Origin of the sequence: Mycobacterium lepromatosis, assembly GCF_000975265.2 — a bacterium.
GTDB classification, from domain to species: domain Bacteria; phylum Actinomycetota; class Actinomycetes; order Mycobacteriales; family Mycobacteriaceae; genus Mycobacterium; species Mycobacterium lepromatosis.
On record NZ_CP083405.1, the window covers coordinates 601,328 to 622,534 of the forward strand.

The window sequence follows — 21,207 nt, forward strand, 5'->3', positions numbered from 1 at the left end:
CGTTGTGTACAGCACGGTCAGGATGCTTTCCAGATCATGGTGCGGTTGAGTATGGGGATAGCCCCTGCTTGCCGACCGTGTCAATGTGTTTTGCGATGGCTAGGTGCAGAAAAGGGAGGCTTGAATATTTCAATTGAAGGGAGACTCGTATGGAAAGGGACCCCACTGCCATCAGCGTGGTGGTGGAGCTAGTGTCAACCAACGGCTGACCGGGACACCATACTGTATGCTTCCGCTTTCGGTGTTGGAATCGAGGATTTGTCCTTAATCATAGACAACAGTCACGACATCACATCAGCAGGTATTGCCCGCCTAATGTTGTGATTTGCTGTTCGGCGTTCGGGGCGGCGGCAAAGATCGGAAAGTGTAACTGGGCCTTTCGTTTTACACGGGTCGCAGGCCATCCGGCTGCATGCACCGTTGCCGGCCGCCGGAAAGCTGTCGGTGGTCACCGTAGGTTATCGAACGGCAGGACAAGGGCAGGAACCCGATCGTTGTGTTGCGTGGCCGCGGCACGGACCTGGAATCTAGGACGTTGATCGCTGAGACGCGGACCACGCTGTTCATCTGGGGTGCTGATGGGTTCGGGTGCATGTCAGGGCAGCGGCCGGTGGCAAACGGATTTTCTATATCGGCGAGCGCGACGCTCGAATCGTGTTGTCCACTCGCGAAGATGAGGCGTTGATTTATCTCCTTTTTGATGATCGCAATCCGTTTGTATAGCGATTTGTGGTTCGCCTGAGAGATGGCCGGGTTTTGAGCCGATGCTGAATGTTATTGTGCAGTTACGGTATATTGGGCCGAGGGTTGGTCGCTGAACTGCGCAAAGTCGCGGCGGCAAGCTGCGTGAGGTGCTGGCCGACGGGGCGGTTGGAGTACCTGTCGGCCTAGCGTCGAGTGTCACTGAGCTGACGTGCCAGCCGTTCGGTGAATTCACTTACGTGCGCAGGACTGTCCAGCGCGAACAGTGCGGCGGTTGCGCGGTTACCGTTTTCAGTGTGTCGAACCACGATCGGAATGCCCCGAACGTCGGCATGGCGCACCGCGTCGAACGCGTCCTCGTCGGTGATGTCGTCGCCGAGACAGATCGGCATGAGCGAAGCTGAGCTGACTTGAGTGCCGGCATGGTGCAGGTGATCGATCACCCAATGGAGTGTTTTTCCCTTGTCCCAGTCAATGTCGGGACGTAACTCGATGACCTCACGGCCTGTCGTCACCCGAAGCGCGTTGCGCTGGCCTGCTATGCGCACCGCCACGGTGACCTCGTCGATGCGGTCACGCGCGGCGTTACGGTAGTGCACTGCGACGCCAAAATGCTTGTTTTCCAAAATGACTCCTGGAATTGGTCCGAGTTGGTCGCGTAGCTGGGCCGCCGCCTGATCCAGTAGGGGTTTCGTCGCTGCCGCCGCGTCGTTTTGATGATGTGTGCCGTCGGGTGCAGTTGACTCAAAACCATGACTGCCGGCATACCAGATTCCGGGCACGCCGATGCGCTTGATCACATCGGCGAGGTCGCGGCCGGACAGGATGGCGACTGGACAATGTGTGGCTAACTTCTGCAGTGCTTCAGTCGCGCCGGGAACGGGTCTGGCCGAGTCGGGATCATCGACGATGTCTGATAGTGTGCCGTCGAAGTCGAAGAACACCGCCGGCTGCCGGGCGGTGAAGTTGTCAGTTAAGCCGATGGTCTGCAGCGCGTCAGGAAGCTCCGACACCCGACGGTCCCCGGTTCGCACGATGATCTCACGTAGGTCGGCGACTACCGTATCGGCGCCGGAGCGACGCAGTGTGTCGCGGTGGCTTGTCCGGTCTTCCCCTATTACTAGGCCGAGCACCAGCGCGAAGCCGCCATAGTGTGCTGCCGTGACGCCAGCCGCGTCGACTGCGACGACGACGCACCGGCCCGGTTGTGCCATTAAGCGGTTGGCAGCGGCGACTAGGATGGTGATTTCTCTGCCGTCTAGGCCTTCAACGTGCACGGGGAACAGATCACCTAGGCCGGTTGCAGTCAGCACGCTCTGGCTGTTGCGGTTGGTCGAAAAAACGGCGGTGCTCACACCGATCTCCTGAAGTTGTCGGACCAGCGTCACTGTGGAGTCGAGCGGGGTGTCGGTCACTACGGCGTCGAGGTCGAACAGTGCTGCGTCGTGGCGCCGCGGGTCTATGGTGACCGGCATTAACTAACCATCTCACGGGTGGACATGGTGGTCAGCGGGAGGGCTCTATGTCTGGTTAGCGACGCTCTCGTGCGTACGACGTGGAGGCCTCGTCTGGGCCGGTGCGCTTCGTTGGGAAACACGCCGGGTTATCGCGCGTAGCGGTCTTTGGTTAACAACAGGATGGAGTCATGGCTGAGTGCTGCCAGCTGCGTGATCTCCAGCTCAATACCGGCGGTAAGTTGCTTGCTATCGGGTGCAGTGTCGTAGTCGGTTGTGATGCCGAATACCAGTTCGTCGCCGTAGCTCAGCACCGTGACCCCCAGTGTGCAGCTTTAGTACGGTCGGCGGGATCGGACGTACGCGCTCCATCCGCTGACCCATCAGTTGTAACCGATCGCGTGCCCCAGGCACGTTTATTGCCAGCATTACGATCCCACGCTCCTACTGTAGCCGATTCAGCAGTTGAATCGCATGGTAGCGCAATGCAATTGGGAGGTGATGGATTGCTGACTCCAAAATGTTGCTGCGTGGATCGCTCTGTGTAGCCGCCAACCTGTTGTGCACGGTTTGCAGTCGCTGAACCAGGTCCTCATGGTTGACGGGGGATAGGGCAGTTTCCCGACCTAGGCGCACGAACGCTCCGACATCGATGCCAGTGTGCGTAGCGCGAGTTCGTGCGCAGCTGTTCGCCGCGGGTGCAGCAGAGCTGTCCAGAAGCCTTCGGTGATCGCGGCAAGTGCAACTGTCATTGTTGGTAACGCCGAACTTGCAGTATGCTGTCGTAAACACCGGTTATTGGAACGCGCATTGTGCTGTACCGCGGCACGGTGCTGACCAAGCCAGCCGGATGCATCCTGAACCCGGGCCAGATTCTCTCGTTCGGTTTTCTGCTTGCTTGGCCATGATCCCGATGTAAGCTCGTTTACAGGGTGTCGACCCAGTTCCGCGCATCGCGGTTTGATAGCTAAATCTGTTTTATGCCAATTTTTTGGAAAAAATATGGCTGTCGGAGTCGTCGCAAAGTCTGGTCAGGGTATGGGCTGCGGAGATGTCTTCGGCCATGCAGTGGTGGATCTTCATCAAGATCGCCCACTAGTTGTCCTTTACACACCGGATGACCCAAGTATTTCCACCGTGGCCAGTCCAGGTTGAGGGGTCATTCCAGGGCATGGGTGATTGTCGTGAACAGTTTTGGTGTCGTTTCTTGGAGGGCAGAGGAGCAACCTGTCGCGGGTGATCTGTGGCGTCGAAGCCCGGATAGTTGTTCCCTTGTTGTCCAGTGACGTCGAACGTATGCGTTCGCAACGTTTGTGTGCATCACGGTATCGACTGAATCCGTTCTGCTCGGAGGGTTTCGAGTGCGTCGAAGTCAGGAGCAGCGTCGTCGACGATGGCGATAGCTCCGATTCGCTAGGTTTGTCTGTCGATCTGGATCGTGAGCTTTGAGGAAACTTGCATAACTTTCTTCAGCGAAACAGTAGATTCTCTTCTTGAGCCAGTATTCGTTGCGCACCCCTGTTTGCGTTATGGCCCGTAGCGTTAAAAACGTTTTTAAGTTTAAGGGTTGAAGACGCGGTTTAACAATCGTTTTTCGGGTGGTCGAGTGCGGCTATTGCGTCGAATATTTTCTCGATAAACTGTGTGGCGTAGGTTGGAGCAGCGGTCCGCCTAAGTTGGGTGTAAATGAAACCGGGTGCTTGACGGTAAGTCACGCTATGCTGAAGTACCGTTGGTCGTAGTGCCCCGACCATGTGTCTTGCTTGTGCAAACGCGGAACGCATAAGCCGCTGGATGACGGCAAGATGGCCTGCTCGTCCGTCACGTAATGTTTGAGCTGCATGCGCATTCGGCGGTGTATAGTTGTCCTCTATGGGGCTAGTACGCCAGAAGAATCTGGTCTAGGAGGCCGCCGAGCGCGGCGTCCTTACCGTGTTTGGCTCCGAACGGTCGTTTTGTGTTCCCGGGCCTGCACCAAAACAGCCCGGGCCGCACTTGCTGGTGTTAGCCCGTTGCGCGGAAGGTTACTAGAGGTTGCTGCGGTCCGTATCGATCATTCGACTCCGCGATGACCAACCGCAGAAGTCAGTCTCAACTGCATCCCGCCCAGCGACTGTAGTTGCCATCTTCAGGCCGCTGGGCGAATAGTAGAATAGTGATAGTCTAGCTCCCTTCTCGCCGAACCGCAGCAAGCATACGGCTAATTTGAGCATGAGTTGCAAGCTTATTATGCAACTGAGATTTTCAGTTTACTTCCTGTTAGTGCAGAATACCATACAGTTTTGCCAGGAAAACAACATCTTGTGTCAGGGCAGGGGATCGGCGGCCAAGTCCGAGGTTCACTATGCTTTGGGCGTCATCGCTGTCGACCTGGTGGATAATGAGCTATCGTCGGCCAGGTGCTGTCTTCTGCCATCACCTTGGTCAAGCCGAACTTCGCGGCGTCCTCACGGTACTTCGTTGTTCAATAGGAGTTGTTCAATAGGACTCGTCGTATGGCCGTCGACGTAGGTGGTCACCACTGCGGTGGTACCGTCGATAGCGACGATGCTGCTGCCATCGCCGTTAGAGTCTAGGTTCAGTTTCATCTGGGGATGCGCCTTGATTTTATGGGCGGTGTCTTGCACGCACGCTCTATGTGGTACACCGCCAGATCGGCTCCGTCGAAGTAGGACTACATCAGCCGCGGTACGGGTTGCCTTGATTTGGAAACGGTGTTCAGCCACTCGTAGTGATCCGACATAAGCCGGCTGGAAACCTCTTGTTTCAGTTCGCTGGTTGTGGCGCAACGGTAGTCATTCCTGATGACCCTAAACCTTTCTGTCGACGAAGTTCTTACCACTACCCGGCTCGGTGCGCAAACGGCTCGATTTCGACAAACCGGTGCCTCGCGACGTGTTGATGGAATGCCTAGAGCTGACGTTGCAGGCACCTACCGGTTCCAATGCGCAGAGCTGGCATTGGATGTTCGTCGAGGAGGCCGAAAAGCGCAAGACGATCGGTGACATCTACCTGGTCAATGCCTAGTGCTACTTCAACCAGCCCACACCCGAATACCTTGAAGGGCGACACGCGCGGTGAACGGATGGGGTTGGTGCGCGATTCTGGGACCTATCTCGTCGAGCATATGTACGAGGTGCCGGTCCTGTTGAGCCCGTGCCTATTGGGTCGAGCGGAAGAGTCACCGTTGGGCGCCGTGTCGTACTGGGCATCGCTGTTCCCAGCGGTCTGGAGCTTTTGCCTAGCGCTTTGTTCCGGAGGACTGGGCACGTGCTGGACTAGCCTGCACTTGCTCGGCGACAGTGAGCAGCGGGTGGCCCGAGGTACTAGGCATTCCCTCCGACAAGTACAGCCAGGGCGGGCTGTTGCCCATCGCCTACACCAAAGGAACCGACTTCCGGCCGGCCAACCGGCTGCCCGCCGAGAACGGTCACGCACTGGGACATTTGGTAACCCGGGCCCGATTAACCGTGGATGCCGGGGCGGTCTGTTTGAGCTGTCAGGGTTACCGGTGCTGGTTCCTCCTGCTTTGCCGCTGCTTGGGATGTCATGGTCGCCGCCGGTGCTACACTCCCGCGAGGTGAGGCAGGCTTTAGACTGACCCGGCAAACCCGTGCTGTCGCCACGCTTCGTACACTGCCACCGCGGCGGCGTTGGACAGGTTCAGTGAACGCCGGCCCGACAGCATGGGAATGCGCACCTGCTGGGTGATGTGGTCGTCGGCCAGGGTTGCCGCGTCTAATCCGGTCGGTTCGGGGCCGAACATTAACACGTCACCAGCCTGGTAGCTGACGTCACTGAACAAGGTGCTCGCGAGGGTGCTGAACGCGAAAGCTCGCACCGGCGATAGCGCGTTCCATGCCTCGGACAGCGAGGCATGGACGGTGACCGAAGCCAGGTCGTGATAGTCCACTCCGGCCCGTCGGAGCTTGGCGTCGGACAGGTCGAAGCCAATCGGCTCGACCAGATGCAGTGCGCAGCCGGTGGCCGCCGCAGTCCGGATGGCGTTACCCGTGTTTGACGGAATGCGCGGGGTATAAAACATCAACCGGAACATCTGCTGATCATTACGCATGGTTGTTTGTCAAGTTTATTTGTAAGTGTACTGGAAACTAGTGATATCGGCCGCGAGCTGTCATACTTGTTGAATTGTTAGGCGTTTTCCGCTCGCGCTTATTCGCCTGGCGCGAGTCAAGTATAACAGGAAGTTTAGCGCGTCTCTCGTTTCTCCGAGTGCCAGTAATAGCTGTCGCGGCCGGTGGCTTGGCGGCAAGCCAGATGACTATGTTTTCCCGCCTGACCACCGCGGTTACGATGGGCAAATTCGGCATCTCAGATGTCTCAGCCGGTCCCGTGGAAAGGTGTGGCGACTGTGCTGGTGCCGTTGCTGTCGGCGACTGCCTTCGGCGGATTACGTCTGGGTAGAGTGTGACGGCCGACTCGAATGGTCTACAGCTGGCCGTTACTCACGCTGACATGATACCGGCGATCAGGGAAAATACTTGATGTCGCGCTACTGGCGAGTTCCACTGGACATGGTGTGGAGGGAATGAATAAGAACTGTGTGCCCCGCAAGTATGAGCTACAGACACGGCGAGCCGGCACCTACCTTATACCCGCTGTTCGATCGGGGGCGAGTACCTTGTCGAATGGCGGTCAGGAGCTATTGGACAAGGTGCTGGCCAACAGCGTCGGTTTACGGGACTGGGTGACAACGTACGTGCTACTCTTGTGATGGCCGAGCACGAATAAACGCGTTGGTGTGCATCGACAGTGAGCAGATAAGGTGCCGGATGTAAACCGAGCAGTCGGTGCCCGCGAGCAGATGACGGCGCGGGATATCCTGATTACCCGCTGCGCAAAGATTCCCGAGCCGGAATTGCGCACCTTGATAGATCACCTGGTCCGGCACCGAACCGTCGACACTGTTCGGAATGAGCAAGGTGTTCTGGCGTCAGTCAGCCCGAAGCCAAGACGCCGCAACAGCAATTGGTGACTCGGATGGCGATCCTGTCCAATCCGGCCAGCGTGCTTGTCGACAACCCAGAGTTACTGCGCTCGATAGAGATCGTCAGAGGGATCTCTGAGCAAATCGTTAAGGACGCCCCTCATCTCAATGACTAAGTTGGTGGAGGGTCAGGCTGCTGCCTCGGTGCGATGTCCCGATCCGTGACGCCGGTACTGTAGTGTCGACCGCCATCGTGATCACGCTGGGCATCGTGTTGCTGGTGGCACGTTTCGTTTATCCGACCACTGTGCGTGCTGCGTGACTGGGTGCTGCAAGTCGTTTACATTGACCTTGAGAACGAGATCGCTCAGGGGTCCTATACGGCACCTAGTCGATCCCGGAGCCGCTGGTAGTGCACACCACCGAAGAATTATCCAGCTAGCGCGCACGCAGTCGATGTACCGCACACCCAGGCTTACTGTTCGCAACTGATGAGGAACGGGTTACGGTTGTTGGTCAACGACATGTTAGAGACTATGTTGCGGCGCAGCCGTTCACTGGTCGACCAGCAGCTGTCGCTCACTGATCAGTTGGAACGCAACGAACAGGATCCCATCGGCTCAAAAACTTTTTCCGGCTGGATCACTTGGCCTGTTCGGCCGCCGCTGTAACAACGACACCTGGTTGGTCCTAGTCTGTGCACAGCTTGCGCGTGACCTACGCGAGCCGGTGCAGCTTTCGGCGGTGGTCGACCGCCATCTTCGAGGTTGCGGATTGTCGTCGCGCCAAAACCGCGGCAATGCCCGACTGAATACTGATCGGCGCGGGCCGTTGGCAGCGTTATCCACCTGCTTGCCGAATTGATCAACAACGCGCTGCGTTACTCGCCGCCAACGACATAGTTTTGGTCTCAGAGGCCCGCGATGGCGACGGCGCTGTTCTGTTACGGGTAGCCACCCCGGCTTTGGGGATAAAATACATTGATTGGTGCATCGCCAACATGTGCTTGCAAGCCGGCAGTGAGGTCAGTTTCGACAACGCACGCCATGCGGGCTTTTTCTTGGTTGAGCACCTGGCTGCTTGGCACGGTGTCCAGGTCGGGTTGTGAGGTCATCACGGATGATGAGGAGAATTCGGGTACGACTGCGGAAGTCTATCTACCTATCTACCTATCTACCTATCTACCTATCTACCTATCTACCGCTAGCCGTACTAGTCACGAAGGCGAGGCCGGCTGCAGCGAGCGGGGGTGTTAGGCACCCGGGCGTGTTGCCTGGTTTTGAAGAACCTTTGGCTGCTGGACAGCCTGCCGAACACCACAGCGGACCCGCAGCGTCCACACCGCCGGTGATGTTGTTGCCGCGCTGCAATCCGGGTTTCAGCGGCATCACCGACCTCCCTGCCCAGCCGGCCGGTGGCCACGTCTCGACGTGCATTAGCCACTCCCTGATGGGAAGCAGCGCCCCGCAATAGCTAAAGCCCGCGCCGCAAACAGACGCCTACACAACCCCCCCAGGTCGGAGCGGCATCAGAAGCCTAAGTATTCTTTGCGTCGTGGTCACCCCGGCTCGGTTGCTGAGATCATCAGTCTCAGCCTATGATGACATATTCTATCAGCGGATGCTGTCAGAGATGTCGAGTGATCCGCACTAGCTGGCCTAGTACCCCGACCTGGTTTGGTAGTCTGTATCGGACCGCGGCTGGCCGTTAGCCGCCGAGGCCAAGCCGGTCGAGGAACGCACCCGCCATAGTCTACCGGTGCGCCAACCCGGGGCTCGACTGCTGCCTAGTGCTGATTTAGGATACTCTGTGAGGCACCGGCCCATCCAGCAGGGTCCCCGGGTTGCGAGTGGCCGCGACCCGGAGGGCGGTACGTGTGTCCATCAACAGCCGCTTCGGTGGTGTGAGTAGCGAACGGTCGTACGCCCTCGAAACCGGTTAAGTACCCGATCAACAACGATGTCTCGTTCGAACAACTCGCTGGACTGGTCGGTATCGAAGTTTGTCCGCAAAGTTCTCGGGGTGGCGCATGCGTTGCTGGTGTTCATCGATAGGCTGCCGGTCGTCGTCAGTGCGCACTTACCGCGTGCACGAACCGATCGGTTGACCGCTCGCGTCTAGGCTGGCCAGCCTTGCGGCCGGTGCGGCGCAGCTGTTTGAAGGTGGAACAGGTGCTGCAGTTCGTGGTCGAGATACAAAAATTCTATCTGCTATTGATGCGTGTTAGTGATGGCTCTCATCTGGCGATGCTGGCTATGACGTTGTGCGATTACTGATCAGATCGGCCATGAGTATGGCCGATCTGATCGAACGGGTGGGTGATGTCGTGCAGTCCTCCCGTCGTTCAGAGTTCGATCACCCACCTCGGACCGCAATGTGACCTGCATTATCGTCGGACATGGCACACCCTTGAACCGTGATGGACACTAACCAGCCGAGTTCATAGGGAGGACACTGCGTGGTCTTAAAGCATTTTGACAGCCGGCCCACGGCCTCGAAGAAGATCGTCATCGTGGGCAGGTTCGGTTGTTGGTAAGACCAACATTCATCGGTGCGGTTTCAGAGATCATGCCGTTGCGCACCTAAGCGATGGTTGCCGACGTTTCGGCTGGTGTCGACATGCTTAATTAACGGTCAACCTGCACAAGCGGGCCACGACGGTGGCGGTGGACTTCGGCCGCATCACCCTGGATCGGGATCTGGTGCTCTATCTGTTCGGTGCCCCAGATTAGCGTCTGTTCTGGTTTATGTGGGACGATTTGATACGCTTGATGGTACTGGCTAGACTTTACTCCTCCTACAAAACCGCTTTGTGCTGGTTGACTTCTTCGAGCGCCGCAATCTGCCGTTTTTGATAGCCGTAAACGAATTCGGCAGCACGCTAAGGTATTCTGCTAGCGAGGTGCTACAAGCGCTAACTCTGCTTGCACACACATTCCAGTGATCCATGTCGATGCCCGGGGTCGCTTTGGGCGAACGACGCGTTGATAGATACATAGTAGTGAGCGAATACTCAATGCAGAGCCTGGCAGCGACGTTTCCCGTGAGCAGCTGACCGCATTGCAGCAGTGGACCGATTGTGAAATGGCTGGACGTGATTTCATCGATGATGATTTGAGTCGGTTTCGCACCGAACGACTTGTGTTCACCGAGTGAAATTTCAACTGCGCTAACCTCGCCGAATCGCAACATTGCGTATCAGGCTTTCGTAATTCCACTTTCAGCGGCCACTATTCTGGCACAGTTTATTTTTTAGTATTGCAGCCTGGTGGGTTTGGTGTTTGTGCAGTGCCGGATGCCACCGTCGACATTCGACTTGGTGAACTTCACGTTCGTGATGCTGCGCGGCGCCGACCTCAGGGGTGCGCGGACTACTCGGTAACCGGTTAGATGACGCCGGTCTGCGTGGCGCAACCGTTGAGCCTTCGTTGTGGAGACCCGAGCCGTTGTTGTTGTGTGGTGGCCGGGGGTGTTGGTGTTTGTGGCAGGAATTGTTGGTCGGTTTCATAGGTGGCAGGTGAAGTAGTGTTCTGGTGTGCCATCGCTGGCCGATACGGTCGGGAGTTTGGTGGGCTAGCCTAGATCTTGTTGGCGCTGGGTGTTGGGGGCGCTTTCGGGTGCATGCTATGGCTGTGGGGTGTCTGTTTGTTCACCGGCCCTCGGCCAGCCGGTGTGCCCCCGGCTGTGTTGGTGCCGTGTTGGTTTCACAGTTCGTCGATGACCTCGCAGCCGGTGATGACGCGTACGGCGGTGCTCTAGCCTAGGGCAGTACTTGACTTTTTGTGGGGATCGACCGCGGAAGGAAGATAAAAGCCATCCACGGCGTGATCTGGTGACTTGTGCGCGTGGCGGGCTAACACATCACCAGAAAAGCGCAACTGATCCCCGGCCACCCGCCACACCAGACGCACCCCCAGCATCGCCAGCTTCGATGTCGCGGCCGGTGACCAACACCAACTACTCGGCGGCCCTTGCAAGCAGCCCACCTACGCCGCGACCAACCCTAAACCACCAACACAACCCACACCACCGATCCCCACCACATAACCCACCACACCCCTCAACCACACAAAAATCAACAACACCCTAGGGCCGACAAGTCGCGCCGAAGTTTGGCGACATGGCCTGTGGCCTTGACGTTGTACTGCGCGAGCACAATCTTGCCCTTTTCATCGACCACAAATGTGGAACGTATAACACCCGGGACGGTCTTGCCGTATATCTGCTTCTTGCCGTAGGCACCCCAAGCGGACAGCACCTTACAGTCGTGATCGGACAGTAGCGGAAACGTCAACGCCTCTGCGTCACGGAATTGGGCTAGCTTGGTTAGTGGGTCGGGGGAGACCCCGACGACATCGAGTCCGGCATTGTTGAGGTCATGCAAATTGTCTCGGAAATCACATGCTTGTTTAGTGCATCCTGGTGTAAAGGCCGCCGGGTAGAAATATACGGTGACACGCCGTCCCCGATAGTCGCCCAACGAAACTATCTTGCCATCGGCATCAGGCAAGCTGAAGGTGGGCGCTTGGTCGCCTGGTGCCAGCCTTGTGGTCTCGGTCAACGGTCATCCCTTTCGGTTCACGGCGATCGTCGGAATTAGTGCCACCTGATCTAGGGTAGTGCGGGCAGGTGCACCAACTGGATGGTGGGTGACTTGCGGGTTGACAGAGCAGACTTGGAGGACAGAGACGTGGCGGACCGGCATCCAGACATCATAAAGCAGGAGATCGACGTCGCCCGCGAACAGTTCGCGGCGACCGTCGACTCACTTGCTAAGCGTGCCAATCCCATCCGCCTCGCCGATGAGCTCAAGGCCCGGGTGATAGAGTTTGTAAAAAGGCCGGCCGTGATCGCTGCACTGGTAAGTTGTGGCGCTTTGATCGTGATCGTTGTGGTGCTCAGGGGCAAGAATCGCTGACGCGCCAGACCACATGGGTTGCAACCGTGAAATATAAGAATTGTAGGGTGCGCCGTCAGGGTTTCGAACCCCGGACCCGCTGATTAAGAGTCAGCTGCTCTACCAACTGAGCTAACGGCGCCTAGATCGTCCTAGCCAAGGCACATTAACAGGCCTTGCGCTGCGGGGTGAAATTTCGACGCTGAACTCGATACGTGCTTTCCAGCGCGGCCGTCTATCTGGTCCTAAACTACTGGCCAAGTCTACAGGTTCAGCTTTGTTGTGAATTGAGTTCGGGGAGGTGAGAGAAGGATGCCGCATGTGGGCAGTGCGACCCGCCGGGTTTGGCCCAAAGCTTGGCGAGCGCTACTAGCGCTACTGGTGATTTCGGTTGTTATGCCCGGCGTTGCCTGCAACAGGGGCGGCGGTACCGAACCGATTCACCTTATCGGTGATAAGGGTACGCCATTTGCCGACCTGATGGTCCCGAAGCTCACTGCTTCGGTGACTGACGGTGCCGTTGGTGTCACTGTGGACATGCCGGTCACGGTGACCGTTGCTGACGGTGTGCTGGCGGCGGTCACCATGGTAAACGACAACGGCAGGACGATTAATGGTCAACTTAGCCCCGACGGGCTGCGCTGGTCGACCACCGAGCCGTTGGGCTTCAACAGGTGCTACACCCTGAGCGCGAAGGCGCTCGGGCTAGGTGGAGCGGTGAACCGCCAGATGACCTTCCAGACCAGTTCTCCCGCGCACTTGACTATGCCTTACGTCAATCCGGGCAACGGTGAGGTTGTAGGCATTGGGGAGTCGGTGGCGATCCGATTCGACGAGAACATCGCAAACCGACTCGCGGCTCAGAAGGCCATCACCATCACCGCCAACCCGCCCGTTGAGGGCGCGTTCTACTGGCTGAATAACCGCGAAGTACGTTGGCGTCCTGAGCATTTCTGGAAGTCGGGAACGGCTGTTGATGTGGCGGTCAATACTTACGGTGTCGACTTGGGCGAAGGGATGTTCGGCGAAGACAACGTGAAGACACATTTCACCATCGGCGATGAGGTCGTCGCGACCGCTGACGATGCCACTAAGATGCTGACCGTGCGCGTCAACGGGGAAGTAGTCAAGATCATGCCAACATCGATGGGCAAGGATAGCACTCCGACGGCTAACGGTATCTATATTGTCGGCGCGCGGTTCAGGCACATCATCATGGACTCGTCGACCTACGGAGTTCCTGTCAACTCGCCCAACGGGTATCGCGCCGATGTTGACTGGGCTACGCAGCTGTCCTATAGCGGGGTTTTTGTGCACTCCGCGCCGTGGTCTGTGGGTGCCCAGGGCCATACTAACACCAGCCACGGTTGTTTAAACGTGAGCCCGAGCAATGCGCAGTGGTTCTACGACCATGTCAAGCGCGGTGACATCGTCGAGGTTGTCAACACGGTGGGAGACACTCTACCCGGGGACGAAGGTCTCGGGGACTGGAATATTCCCTGGGCGCAGTGGAAGGCAGGAAACGCCAACACCTAATGTTCCGCGTCGTGATCTGACCTGTGGGGTGAGTGACGGGACTCGAACCCGCGACACCCAGGATCACAACCTGGTGCTCTACCAACTGAACTACACTCACCATGGCCGCCGGCTGGCCTTAATTATTTGGGTCAACCAGTGGCGCTGTTGATATTAACCGCTCGGACACTCGTCGGCCGAATCGCTATCTCTTGTCGTGGCGGGTGTGCCGGAAAGATCGGCGACTACCTCCGCGATTTCGCTGGTAGACGGCCCGGGTGGGGGAACAAACGCGGTTCGGCGGTAGAATATTAGCTCCCGGATGGATTCGTGAATGTCGGCTAGTGCCCGATGAGTGAGCCCCTTGGCCGGCTGGCCGAAGTAAATACGTGGGTACCAGCGTCGGCAGAGTTCTTTAATCGAGCTGACGTCTATCATCCGATAGTGCAGGAACGAGTCGAGAGTGGGCATGTCGCGGGCGATGAATGAACGATCGGTGGCGATCGAATTGCCTGCCAACGGGGCTGTCTTCGGTTGCTTGACGTGGTTGTTGATGTAATCGAGCACTATCGTCTCGGCGGTCGCAAGGTCGATGATGGATGACTCTACCTCGCTAAGTAGTCCCGAACGCAAGTGCATCTCAGCGACCACGTCAATCATTGACGAGAGCGCGGTGCTATCGGTGTGGATTACGACATCAACTCCATCACCGAGGATATTAAGATCGGCATCGGTGACTAGGGCGGCGATTTCGATCAACTGGTCCGAACCCAGATCCAGTCCAGTCATCTCGCAGTCAATCCACACTAATTCGTCGTGCACAGCGCTCTACATTAGGTGCATGTAAGACGACTTGTCTCGGACTTCCCCCCTGGCTTAAGTATTTTGATAGTTTATCGTACTGCACGGGGAGTTACTGGAGACAGGAGGGCTTGATGAGCACTGAACCAGTGGCTGGCGAGCCCCGGACAAGCGGATGGCGGACGGTTATACTATTCTGGGCTAGTGCCTAGAATAGGGAACTGCCATCGTCACCGATGAGGTCAGGTGTAACCGCACAGATCCGCATTCCGCTCGCTACGATCAGTGGGCACGGTCTATATATTATGGCCGGTGTGACTGGAACGTGGCAAGATCCAAGATGTTGCAGTTGATCGCCGAGCAGCTCGGTGCCGTGAGTCTGGCTGTGCTGATGGATGACGTCAAGGGGGGATCTGTCCGGTCTGGCTCGGGCGGGGAGAAGCCGGCGATAAGACCGCTGTACATGCCAAAGACATCGGAGACAAATGGGCACCGAGCGGATTCCCGGTGGAGTTTTTGTCGCTGGGCGGCGACAGAATTGGCGTTCCAGTGCGTGCGGCCATTGCTAGTTGCGGCTCAATTTTGTTACTAAAAGTTTTAGTGGCTCAATAGTACTTGATAGTACTTGAGAATCAACGCTAGGTCCGATCTTCCATTAGGCTAATATTAAAGTATTGTAAGTTGGTCATCTTTGATGATCTGTGCAGGGCCACCAGCCACCTGACCAGTGACGAGGTTTGAAATCCTTAGTAGGTGGTGTTCTAAGACCACGGCGGACGTCATCCTGCGGGCGTTGGTGAATCTGAATGCCGAGGACAGCGACACGTTCTTCGACGAGCCGAAGCTGGACCCGCAGGATCTGCTGCGTATCGATGACAGGGGTGCGGCATCATCTCGCTGTTTTTGAGTGCAGCGGTCAATCGTTGCGTCCGATCATCTTCCCCACTTTCCTGATGTGGATGCTAGCCGACCTGTTCACTGTCTTGCCTGAGGTCGGCGACGTGGACAAGCTCAAGCTGGTGTTCTTTTTCGACGAGGTGAACCTGCTGTTCATCGACGTCTCGCAGGCGTTCCTCGAGCAGGTCGAACTGACTGTAAATTTGACTTGCTCCACAAGGGTATCAGGGTATTCTTCTACACCCAATTGCCCACGGATCTGCCCAATGACGTGTTGTCCCAATTGGGCGCCCATGTCTAACACGCTTTGCGGGTGTTCACTCCGGATGACCAGAAGGTGTTGTCCAAGACGGTGTGTACTTATCCGAAAACCGATGTCCTACGACTTGGAGTCGGTGCTAACGTCGTTGGGCATCGGTGAGGACACGTTGTAACGGTGCTGTCTGAGAAGGGCGCCACCGGCACCGACGAGATTGCTACCGCTGTCAAAATCCAGCTCGCTGCGGACCAGATACGGTCAGACGATCCAGCAGCGATCGGAATCTTCTAGTGCCCTAATCGCAAGAACCGCCGCAACGCGAGAAGTAGGATCTCTGGCTTGGTCGGACAAGATCGACCACCACCCATGCCCGCTAAGTCGCAAGGCCTGGCCATTTTGGAACAGGTGCTGAAGTACTCGACCGGGATAGAGTGCCCTCATGACCGACCATACGCGAATTCATCCCTACCCGGCTCACACTACCGAACGCCGCCGCAAGTAACGCCTAGCCGCCGCCGAGTTTCTTATAGAAGTTACCCACGATCGGCGCTACGACGGCGCGTGGGGCGTAGCTACTAGCCACCGACATGGCTTTCGATGTAAATCCGGGGACAACGCGCATCTTGTTGCGCTCTAAGGCATTCAGCGATAGCTGCGCGGTGTGCTTCGTCGAGATCCAGAGGAAATCGGGTACCAATTTTTCCACGAGCGATACTTCGTCTTGATAGGATGGTTCAGTGCGCACCGGTCCTGGCGCCAGTAGCGTGACGTGCACACCGGAGCCGTGCAGTTCACCACGCAGCGATTCGCTGAAGGTGTTAGCGAACGCTTTGGTAGCAGCATAAGTGGCGTTGTAGGGGATCGGTGAATTGCCGGCAGCCGAGCCGGAAATCAATATCCCACCGGCCTTGCGCTCGATCATGCCCGGCAATACCGCCAACGTAAGGTCGTGCACTGCGACGGCATTCAGCTGGACCTGAGCTTTTTCACCTGCCGGGTCGAGTGCAGAGATCGGACCGAAAGTTGCAGTACCTGCGTTGGCGCACAGGATCGAAATGGGCCGCGCGGTCAATTCATCGGCCAATTTCACTCGTTCAGACGGGTCGGTGAGGTCGGCCGGTCGTACTTCGACTGCGACACGATATTTATCGGTCAAACGGGCGGCCAGGTCGATGAGTACGTCTTCGCGTCGCGCGGTGACGATTAGGCTGTGTCCATGCGCGGCTAGTTCGGTGGCTAGCGCTTCGCCGATGTTCTGTGAAGCCCCGGTCACAACGGCACGCGCGTCGGGGCTGGGGGCTGGTATCGGCATGCGTCAATGGTAGACATGCAGCGATCGCAAGTGCGGCGGAGTCGGAGTGCAACGGGTCGCCATGGGATGCATTCCCCGTAAAGTGCCGGTCATGAATCAGCCGGAGTCGGGCGCGGGTACCGTGGTGCGATCTTGGGTTGTGGCGTGGGCGATGTGGGACTGCGGTTCGACCGGTCTTAACGCCATCGTGGCGACCTTCGTCTTCTCCGTCTACCTAACCAGCAGTGTGGGTGTAGGCATGCCCGACGGCATATCATCGGCGAGTTGGCTGGGTCGCGCGGGGGCTGTTGCCGGGTTAACCGTTGCGGTGCTGGCGCCGGCCATCGGTGTATGGGTGGAGTCACCGCATCGTCGGCAGATGACGTTGGGTGTGCTGACCGCTATCATGGTAACATTTACCTGCGCGATGAGCTTTATCCGCGACCAACCTGACTACCTTTGGCTCGGATTGATGCTGCTGGCCGGAACAGCCGCATGCGGTGACCTGGCCGGCGTTCCGTACAATGTGATGCTGCGTCAGCTATCGACGCCGGCGACAGCCGGCCGGATTTCCGGCCTGGGTTGGGCGTCGGGATATGTTGGCAGCGTCGTTTTGTTGCTGCTGATCTACCTGGGTTTCATTTCCGGCACCGGTGAGCAGCGTGGGCTGCTCCAGCTACCCACCCGTGACGGAATCTACGTACGCGCGGCGATGCTGTTGGCCGCGGCATGGCTAGCATTGTTGGCTCTGCCGCTGCTGTTAACGGCACACCGACTGCCCTCGTTGGGCGAGGTGTCTCATCCGACGAGTATGCTAGGTGGCTACCGCAAGTTATGGTCCCAGGTCTCTGCGGAATGGCGACGTGACCGCAACCTGGTCTACTTCCTGGTAGCCAGCGCACTCTTCCGGGACGGTTTGGCGGCGACTTTAGGTTTCGGCGCTGTGCTCGGTGTTAATGCCTATGGGATTTCACAAGCTAATGTGTTGATATTTGGTGTGGCTGCCAGCGTGGTGGCCGCATTGGGGGCGGTGCTCGGCGGGTTTATCGACCACCGGATCGGATCCAAACGAGTCATCGTGGGGTCACTGGTTGCGATCATCGTCACGGCGCTGACCTTGATGACGCTCTCCGGCCCGCTCGCCTTCTGGGTGTGTGGATTGGTGCTGTGCCTGTTTATCGGACCTTCGCAGTCGTCGTCGCGTGCTCTGTTACTGCACATGGCGAAGCACGGCAGGGAAGGCATGGCGTTCGGCCTTTACACGATGGCGGGACGGGCGGCGTCGTTCGTGGCGCCGTGGTTTTTCTCTGTATTTGTCGACGGCTTCGGCGTCATCCGGGCCGGTCTGGGCGGGGTCTCAGTGGTGCTGCTGGCAGGGTTGCTGGGAATGCTGATGGTTCGCGTTCCGACGCGGCGCGAACGGCCGCGGTCGGGCTGTCTTGGTGGCGATCGCAAGCGCGGCGGAGCCAAGTGTAGTGGGTCGCTACCTCGTCAAACCTAGTGCGTCTTAGCGGGGGGCATCGCAGATCGTCAGGCCTACCCCGGTGTGCTGGCGTACTTGCACTCCGGCCACCGTGACCGAGCAGGTGACATCGTGGCCGATGTTGACGATCGTGACGCTTGCCGGATGGACGGCTGACTTTGACAGACTGACCTGTTTGCTCCATGGCAGCACCACGTTGAACTCGGTCTGTATGACGTCGCCGGTATCCATGTACGTGACGCTAATGGCCCGGCCTTGGCCGGTGACGCTATAGACAATGTCCATCATCGCGGACGGTTCGATGGTCTGGGTGAGCGTACCAGAGCCGGTAGTCGACGGTGCCGGCCCGGCGGTGGGTGTGGGTGACGTCTTGGTGGTTGGTGTTGGGGTGGCCGAACTTGATTCGGGTATGGTGGGCAATGGCGGGACGGCCGTCTGTGTTTTGATCGCGCCGTTTGCGATTATTAGCGCCATGACTAGCCCGACTAACAGCACAACGGATGCGCCCGCCGCGATCCACAAAAACCAGTGTGGTGATTTCGGCTCTTGCGGTAGGGGGGGCGTCAGCCTCGCTGGGGGTACGTTGGTTAATGAGGGTTGGTCTTGTTGCCAGTATCGCGGCAACTGTTGAGGCGGGTGCGGCGTCCAGGGTGGAAGCGAAGCGTCGTACGCAGGCGCGTAGGCTGCTTGTTCGGCATAGGCCGGGTCAGTGGGTGGCGGATATTGGTGACCCTGCGGCTCGATCGGTCCAGACCTGGCTAGACTAGGACCTAGCCGCTCAGATCGGCGTGGATTGTTCATGTCCACCTCATGGGATGCCAGGGTACCCGGGTCTGGCGTTTCGACGTATGGCAGCTGTTACTGACGTTGTCGCCGATATCGAGGTTGTACACGTCCCGATTCAGTCGATTTACGTATTGGCCTTGATCTACGGTGTAAACTCGATAACGGTCGCCGCCCGCATGATGGCGCAGAGCCGTTCCGCGCTGGCTGGACTTAACGGCGTCGAATTATCCAGGGACTTCGTGCTGCGTTGCGTTCAGCAGGCCGAATACCGTGTATGCCGCCAACCGGGCGTTGGCTTCGGCACGCTCGGGGGTTCAGCTGGCATAAGTACAGCCCTCCTATACCGCCAGGTATTATTGTTGCGCTTTACGAACCTGCGTTCGACGGTAGCGGGTAGCTAGGAACGATCTCGGTCTTGAATATAGATCAGGTCGGGTTCGCCCGGTGCGAAGTCGAGGTGAAAATCGGTGAGGCCGTTCAGCGCCACGTTCGCATATCCCGCTGCGGGTCGTCACGTTACGAGCCCTGGCGAGCAGTCGGGGGCCGATACCCACCGGCAGCGATTCCTTGGTGTGCTGGTCAACATTGGGTCGCCTGGTTTCTGTGGCATATGCAGGTGCTCATCGAGTACCGACGACGTTATGTTGGCCAGCAGTGGGAACAGATGATGCCTCCTTGCGGTGTGCCGGTATGGGTGTCCTCGTGGTCGCCGAGTTCGGTGAGGATCCTGGCCTTGAGGAACGACTTGACCAGCTGCAGCACCCGCTTGTCTTTGATCCGCTGGAGCACCCGGTTCATCAGGGCCGGGTGGTCGACTGTGTCAAGGCATGTCTCAATATCTGTGGTCTAACACCCATCGGTATTTCTGGGTGGTGAGCAGATGGATCTCGGCGATGGCGTCGTGTGTGTGATGTGCGGGCCGAAACCCGCACGATACCGGCTCGAAGTCGGTCTCGAAGATGCTTTCCAGCACCAATTTTAGCGTCACCTGGAGGACGACATGGTCGGCCACCGTGGGAATCCCCAGCAACAGCATCTTGCCCGCCCTGCTCAGTTTGGGGATTTGTGTATCCTGCACTGGTTGAAGTTGGCACTGCCCACTTTTGAGCGGTGTGCGTAGCCCGCCTAGGAACACCGGGACTTTGACCTCGGAGTCGATACGGCCCACAGTCAGCCCGTCCGATCCCGCTGTACGGGCCACTCTGGTTGGTTGCACCCCGATCAAATGCCACCACCATGGTGACTGGGGAGGAGACGAAATTGAACAGATCATCGCACCAGCGGTCGGGATCGGCTGCCGCCCACCGGTAAAGCTTGGCCTGCATCTCCGATCCTTGCCGCTAGGGTCCCATCAGGGTCTGTTCGTATGGAGCACCACCATTCAGCGGCGCAATCTTCCAGCATGACAGTCTCTTATACCTTTGCGGATTCCGCTGTTCTCCTTGACCAGTAGCCGCCTTTCCCGACCTCGGACTACTACTGCGGTGGCTCCGTCTCACTCCGAACCGATCGGCCGACGGCGCGCCTAGTCCCAGCACCGCGCTGGAACGTGGCATCAAGGCGGGAACCGGGTGGTTCTCGTGTTCACGTGTTGATCGCTTGACGAAGGAGGCACCCGATTCTGCCCATACAACATCGCCGTGGCTACAACCCGCAACACGTCAACACGGTCTTTTCATCAGCGAGAACAAATCTACAAAGAATTCCCTACGACCCTAAGGGAAGTAAGTGCGCAGAGTCTCCGACCCCTATTCGCTCAGATTTGAGGCGATACACCATCGGAGGGGCATAGTTAACGCCGGCTTCTTCCGTATACCTTTCCGTCTCGCTCGCCGGACCCGCCCCATCCGGGGGTACTAGAACGTCCAGCTTGTTAGGGCCGCTTGCCACTTTCCCTCATACCTACCGCACCAGGCTGCCCTCAGCTTCGCAGTCCTGCTGCGACAGAACGACCGTGCAGCTCTTTTACCCCCAGTCGATCAACAAACACCTCAAGACACACATCCGCATCGGTATAGCTACCCATCTGGGTTAAGGCAGTCAGCAGCGAGTGATTGGCCAGCCCGGCCAGCTGGTCGGGACGAAACTTGGTGTTCAGAGCCGCCAATGCGCCTTGAACTGTTAGTGAGTTTCGATGTCAACAAAACTGGGTAGCCGGCGAAAGAAGTTTCGGG

General features: G+C 57.9%; 25 protein-coding genes, 2 tRNA genes and 6 pseudogenes. 17 read left to right on the forward strand and 16 right to left on the reverse strand.

The genetic code is table 11. The features are described 5' to 3' along the window. Window positions 1–588 precede the first annotated feature (588 nt). Window positions 589–723, forward strand: a complete 135-nt coding sequence (locus tag MLPF_RS15495) for a hypothetical protein (RefSeq protein ID WP_272946065.1) — start codon at window positions 589–591, stop codon at window positions 721–723. A 164-nt stretch (window positions 724–887) separates the two neighbouring features. Here the strand turns inward: MLPF_RS15495 and otsB are convergent, their stop codons facing one another. The 3 genes from otsB to MLPF_RS15500 form a co-directional block, all read right to left on the reverse strand. Then, window positions 888–2,177 (reverse strand): trehalose-phosphatase, encoded by a 1,290-nt coding sequence (gene otsB, locus MLPF_RS02740; RefSeq protein ID WP_045842458.1) that lies wholly within the window; start codon window positions 2,175–2,177, stop codon window positions 888–890. 128 nt (window positions 2,178–2,305) lie between these two features. Continuing rightward, window positions 2,306–2,470, reverse strand: a complete 165-nt coding sequence (locus MLPF_RS02745) for a WS/DGAT domain-containing protein (RefSeq protein ID WP_162196862.1) — start codon at window positions 2,468–2,470, stop codon at window positions 2,306–2,308. Window positions 2,471–2,782: 312 nt separating this feature from the next. Beyond that, window positions 2,783–2,908 (reverse strand): hypothetical protein, encoded by a 126-nt coding sequence (locus MLPF_RS15500; protein ID WP_272946066.1) that lies wholly within the window; start codon window positions 2,906–2,908, stop codon window positions 2,783–2,785. A gap of 1,444 nt (window positions 2,909–4,352) precedes the next feature. Between MLPF_RS15500 and MLPF_RS02750 the strand changes: the two are divergent. Beyond that, window positions 4,353–4,544, forward strand: a pseudogene (locus MLPF_RS02750) (hypothetical protein); the annotation flags it as partial. Between the two features lie 59 nt (window positions 4,545–4,603). On the opposite strand, the gene MLPF_RS02755 reads toward MLPF_RS02750, so the two are convergent. Continuing rightward, window positions 4,604–4,783 (reverse strand): hypothetical protein, encoded by a 180-nt coding sequence (locus MLPF_RS02755; RefSeq protein WP_236684851.1) that lies wholly within the window; start codon window positions 4,781–4,783, stop codon window positions 4,604–4,606. 177 nt (window positions 4,784–4,960) lie between these two features. On the opposite strand from MLPF_RS02755, the pseudogene MLPF_RS02760 reads away from it, so the two are divergent. Continuing rightward, a pseudogene (locus tag MLPF_RS02760) lies at window positions 4,961–5,609 on the forward strand (nitroreductase family protein). 139 nt (window positions 5,610–5,748) lie between these two features. Here the strand turns inward: MLPF_RS02760 and MLPF_RS02765 are convergent. Together MLPF_RS02765 and MLPF_RS02770 are read right to left on the reverse strand one after the other, a co-directional pair. After that, window positions 5,749–6,213 carry a tRNA (cytidine(34)-2'-O)-methyltransferase gene (locus MLPF_RS02765; protein ID WP_045842466.1) on the reverse strand — a complete coding sequence of 155 codons (465 nt, stop codon included), beginning with the start codon at window positions 6,211–6,213 and terminating at the stop codon, window positions 5,749–5,751. 666 nt (window positions 6,214–6,879) lie between these two features. After that, complete coding sequence (locus MLPF_RS02770) at window positions 6,880–7,098, reverse strand: hypothetical protein (RefSeq protein WP_237755936.1); 219 nt, start codon at window positions 7,096–7,098, stop codon at window positions 6,880–6,882. Window positions 7,099–7,148: 50 nt separating this feature from the next. On the opposite strand from MLPF_RS02770, the gene MLPF_RS15505 reads away from it, so the two are divergent. The 3 genes from MLPF_RS15505 to MLPF_RS02780 all read left to right on the forward strand — a co-directional run bounded on the left by MLPF_RS15505 (window position 7,149) and on the right by MLPF_RS02780 (window position 8,212). Further along, the gene (locus MLPF_RS15505; RefSeq protein WP_282435825.1) at window positions 7,149–7,280 is read left to right on the forward strand and encodes a hypothetical protein; all 132 of its coding nucleotides are present in this window, start codon (window positions 7,149–7,151) and stop codon (window positions 7,278–7,280) included. A 315-nt stretch (window positions 7,281–7,595) separates the two neighbouring features. Further along, on the forward strand, window positions 7,596–7,775 hold the full coding sequence (locus MLPF_RS02775; protein WP_236684847.1) for a hypothetical protein: 180 nt from the start codon (window positions 7,596–7,598) through the stop codon (window positions 7,773–7,775). Window positions 7,776–8,008: 233 nt separating this feature from the next. Next, window positions 8,009–8,212 carry a hypothetical protein gene (locus tag MLPF_RS02780; RefSeq protein ID WP_237755937.1) on the forward strand — a complete coding sequence of 68 codons (204 nt, stop codon included), beginning with the start codon at window positions 8,009–8,011 and terminating at the stop codon, window positions 8,210–8,212. An 85-nt stretch (window positions 8,213–8,297) separates the two neighbouring features. Here the strand turns inward: MLPF_RS02780 and MLPF_RS02785 are convergent, their stop codons facing one another. After that, window positions 8,298–8,540 (reverse strand): hypothetical protein, encoded by a 243-nt coding sequence (locus tag MLPF_RS02785; protein WP_237755938.1) that lies wholly within the window; start codon window positions 8,538–8,540, stop codon window positions 8,298–8,300. Window positions 8,541–9,063: 523 nt separating this feature from the next. Here MLPF_RS02785 and MLPF_RS02790 point away from each other — a divergent pair. The 4 genes and pseudogenes from MLPF_RS02790 to MLPF_RS02805 all read left to right on the forward strand — a co-directional run bounded on the left by MLPF_RS02790 (window position 9,064) and on the right by MLPF_RS02805 (window position 10,863). Further along, window positions 9,064–9,484, forward strand: a pseudogene (locus MLPF_RS02790) (roadblock/LC7 domain-containing protein). Window positions 9,485–9,562: 78 nt separating this feature from the next. Further along, a pseudogene (locus MLPF_RS02795) lies at window positions 9,563–10,159 on the forward strand (GTP-binding protein). 5 nt (window positions 10,160–10,164) lie between these two features. Next, window positions 10,165–10,556: pseudogene (locus tag MLPF_RS02800) on the forward strand (pentapeptide repeat-containing protein); the annotation flags it as partial. Window positions 10,557–10,692: 136 nt separating this feature from the next. Continuing rightward, window positions 10,693–10,863, forward strand: coding sequence for a hypothetical protein (locus MLPF_RS02805; protein WP_237817104.1), 171 nt, complete (start codon window positions 10,693–10,695; stop codon window positions 10,861–10,863). Here MLPF_RS02805 and MLPF_RS02810 read toward each other — a convergent pair. After that, window positions 10,860–11,090: a hypothetical protein gene (locus tag MLPF_RS02810; protein WP_237817102.1), complete on the reverse strand. Its 231-nt coding sequence runs from the start codon at window positions 11,088–11,090 to the stop codon at window positions 10,860–10,862. The two genes, MLPF_RS02805 and MLPF_RS02810, sit on opposite strands and share 4 nt — an antisense overlap. A gap of 89 nt (window positions 11,091–11,179) precedes the next feature. Beyond that, on the reverse strand, window positions 11,180–11,665 hold the full coding sequence (bcp, locus tag MLPF_RS02815; RefSeq protein WP_045842467.1) for a thioredoxin-dependent thiol peroxidase: 486 nt from the start codon (window positions 11,663–11,665) through the stop codon (window positions 11,180–11,182). Window positions 11,666–11,794: 129 nt separating this feature from the next. Here bcp and MLPF_RS02820 point away from each other — a divergent pair, with 129 nt between their 5' ends. Continuing rightward, window positions 11,795–12,022 carry a DUF3618 domain-containing protein gene (locus MLPF_RS02820; RefSeq protein WP_045842470.1) on the forward strand — a complete coding sequence of 76 codons (228 nt, stop codon included), beginning with the start codon at window positions 11,795–11,797 and terminating at the stop codon, window positions 12,020–12,022. A 48-nt stretch (window positions 12,023–12,070) separates the two neighbouring features. Here the strand turns inward: MLPF_RS02820 and MLPF_RS02825 are convergent. Continuing rightward, window positions 12,071–12,143 (reverse strand) — tRNA-Lys (locus tag MLPF_RS02825). A gap of 170 nt (window positions 12,144–12,313) precedes the next feature. Between MLPF_RS02825 and MLPF_RS02830 the strand changes: the two genes are divergently transcribed. Continuing rightward, window positions 12,314–13,537: a L,D-transpeptidase gene (locus MLPF_RS02830; protein WP_156146947.1), complete on the forward strand. Its 1,224-nt coding sequence runs from the start codon at window positions 12,314–12,316 to the stop codon at window positions 13,535–13,537. A 24-nt stretch (window positions 13,538–13,561) separates the two neighbouring features. Here the strand turns inward: MLPF_RS02830 and MLPF_RS02835 are convergent. Then, window positions 13,562–13,637, reverse strand: a tRNA-His gene (locus tag MLPF_RS02835). A gap of 53 nt (window positions 13,638–13,690) precedes the next feature. Beyond that, on the reverse strand, window positions 13,691–14,338 hold the full coding sequence (gene orn / locus MLPF_RS02840; RefSeq protein ID WP_045842468.1) for an oligoribonuclease: 648 nt from the start codon (window positions 14,336–14,338) through the stop codon (window positions 13,691–13,693). Between the two features lie 453 nt (window positions 14,339–14,791). Between orn and MLPF_RS16915 the strand changes: the two genes are divergently transcribed. From MLPF_RS16915 to MLPF_RS16925, 3 genes are all read left to right on the forward strand, one after another. Continuing rightward, a complete protein-coding gene (locus MLPF_RS16915) occupies window positions 14,792–14,929 on the forward strand; it encodes a helicase HerA-like domain-containing protein (protein ID WP_427901953.1) in 138 nt (45 codons plus the stop codon). 115 nt (window positions 14,930–15,044) lie between these two features. Further along, complete coding sequence (locus MLPF_RS16920; RefSeq protein WP_052696419.1) at window positions 15,045–15,224, forward strand: helicase HerA-like domain-containing protein; 180 nt, start codon at window positions 15,045–15,047, stop codon at window positions 15,222–15,224. Between the two features lie 16 nt (window positions 15,225–15,240). Next, window positions 15,241–15,648, forward strand: a complete 408-nt coding sequence (locus MLPF_RS16925) for a helicase HerA-like domain-containing protein (RefSeq protein ID WP_427901947.1) — start codon at window positions 15,241–15,243, stop codon at window positions 15,646–15,648. Between the two features lie 330 nt (window positions 15,649–15,978). On the opposite strand, the gene cmrA is transcribed toward MLPF_RS16925, so the two are convergent. Further along, complete coding sequence (gene cmrA / locus MLPF_RS02850) at window positions 15,979–16,785, reverse strand: mycolate reductase (RefSeq protein WP_045842469.1); 807 nt, start codon at window positions 16,783–16,785, stop codon at window positions 15,979–15,981. Between the two features lie 91 nt (window positions 16,786–16,876). Between cmrA and MLPF_RS02855 the strand changes: the two genes are divergently transcribed. Continuing rightward, window positions 16,877–18,265 (forward strand): MFS transporter, encoded by a 1,389-nt coding sequence (locus tag MLPF_RS02855; protein ID WP_156146948.1) that lies wholly within the window; start codon window positions 16,877–16,879, stop codon window positions 18,263–18,265. Window positions 18,266–18,271: 6 nt separating this feature from the next. On the opposite strand, the gene MLPF_RS02860 is transcribed toward MLPF_RS02855, so the two are convergent. Next, window positions 18,272–19,048 (reverse strand): MmpS family transport accessory protein, encoded by a 777-nt coding sequence (locus MLPF_RS02860; protein ID WP_045842472.1) that lies wholly within the window; start codon window positions 19,046–19,048, stop codon window positions 18,272–18,274. A 14-nt stretch (window positions 19,049–19,062) separates the two neighbouring features. On the opposite strand from MLPF_RS02860, the gene MLPF_RS16930 reads away from it, so the two are divergent. After that, a complete protein-coding gene (locus tag MLPF_RS16930) occupies window positions 19,063–19,434 on the forward strand; it encodes a hypothetical protein (RefSeq protein WP_162196863.1) in 372 nt (123 codons plus the stop codon). A gap of 346 nt (window positions 19,435–19,780) precedes the next feature. Here MLPF_RS16930 and MLPF_RS02870 read toward each other — a convergent pair. Together MLPF_RS02870 and MLPF_RS02875 are read right to left on the reverse strand one after the other, a co-directional pair. After that, window positions 19,781–20,225 (reverse strand): annotated as a pseudogene (locus MLPF_RS02870) (reverse transcriptase domain-containing protein); the annotation flags it as partial. Window positions 20,226–20,954: 729 nt separating this feature from the next. Then, window positions 20,955–21,140, reverse strand: coding sequence for a hypothetical protein (locus MLPF_RS02875; protein ID WP_045843303.1), 186 nt, complete (start codon window positions 21,138–21,140; stop codon window positions 20,955–20,957). Window positions 21,141–21,207: the final 67 nt, after the last annotated feature.

What these genes read in the sequence shown, in the direction of transcription:
- MLPF_RS02775 (WP_236684847.1), top strand. Translation starts at nt 7,596, where the DNA reads ATGAGGAACGGGTTACGGTTGTTGGTCAACGACATGTTAGAGACTATG.
- MLPF_RS02855 (WP_156146948.1), top strand. Translation starts at nt 16,877, where the DNA reads ATGAATCAGCCGGAGTCGGGCGCGGGTACCGTGGTGCGATCTTGGGTT.
- MLPF_RS16930 (WP_162196863.1), top strand. Translation starts at nt 19,063, where the DNA reads ATGCCAGGGTACCCGGGTCTGGCGTTTCGACGTATGGCAGCTGTTACT.
- MLPF_RS15500 (WP_272946066.1), bottom strand. Translation starts at nt 2,908, where the DNA reads ATGACAGTTGCACTTGCCGCGATCACCGAAGGCTTCTGGACAGCTCTG.
- MLPF_RS02860 (WP_045842472.1), bottom strand. Translation starts at nt 19,048, where the DNA reads ATGAACAATCCACGCCGATCTGAGCGGCTAGGTCCTAGTCTAGCCAGG.
- MLPF_RS02785 (WP_237755938.1), bottom strand. Translation starts at nt 8,540, where the DNA reads ATGCACGTCGAGACGTGGCCACCGGCCGGCTGGGCAGGGAGGTCGGTG.
- MLPF_RS02830 (WP_156146947.1), top strand. Translation starts at nt 12,314, where the DNA reads ATGCCGCATGTGGGCAGTGCGACCCGCCGGGTTTGGCCCAAAGCTTGG.
- cmrA (WP_045842469.1), bottom strand. Translation starts at nt 16,785, where the DNA reads ATGCCGATACCAGCCCCCAGCCCCGACGCGCGTGCCGTTGTGACCGGG.
- MLPF_RS02765 (WP_045842466.1), bottom strand. Translation starts at nt 6,213, where the DNA reads ATGTTCCGGTTGATGTTTTATACCCCGCGCATTCCGTCAAACACGGGT.
- otsB (WP_045842458.1), bottom strand. Translation starts at nt 2,177, where the DNA reads ATGCCGGTCACCATAGACCCGCGGCGCCACGACGCAGCACTGTTCGAC.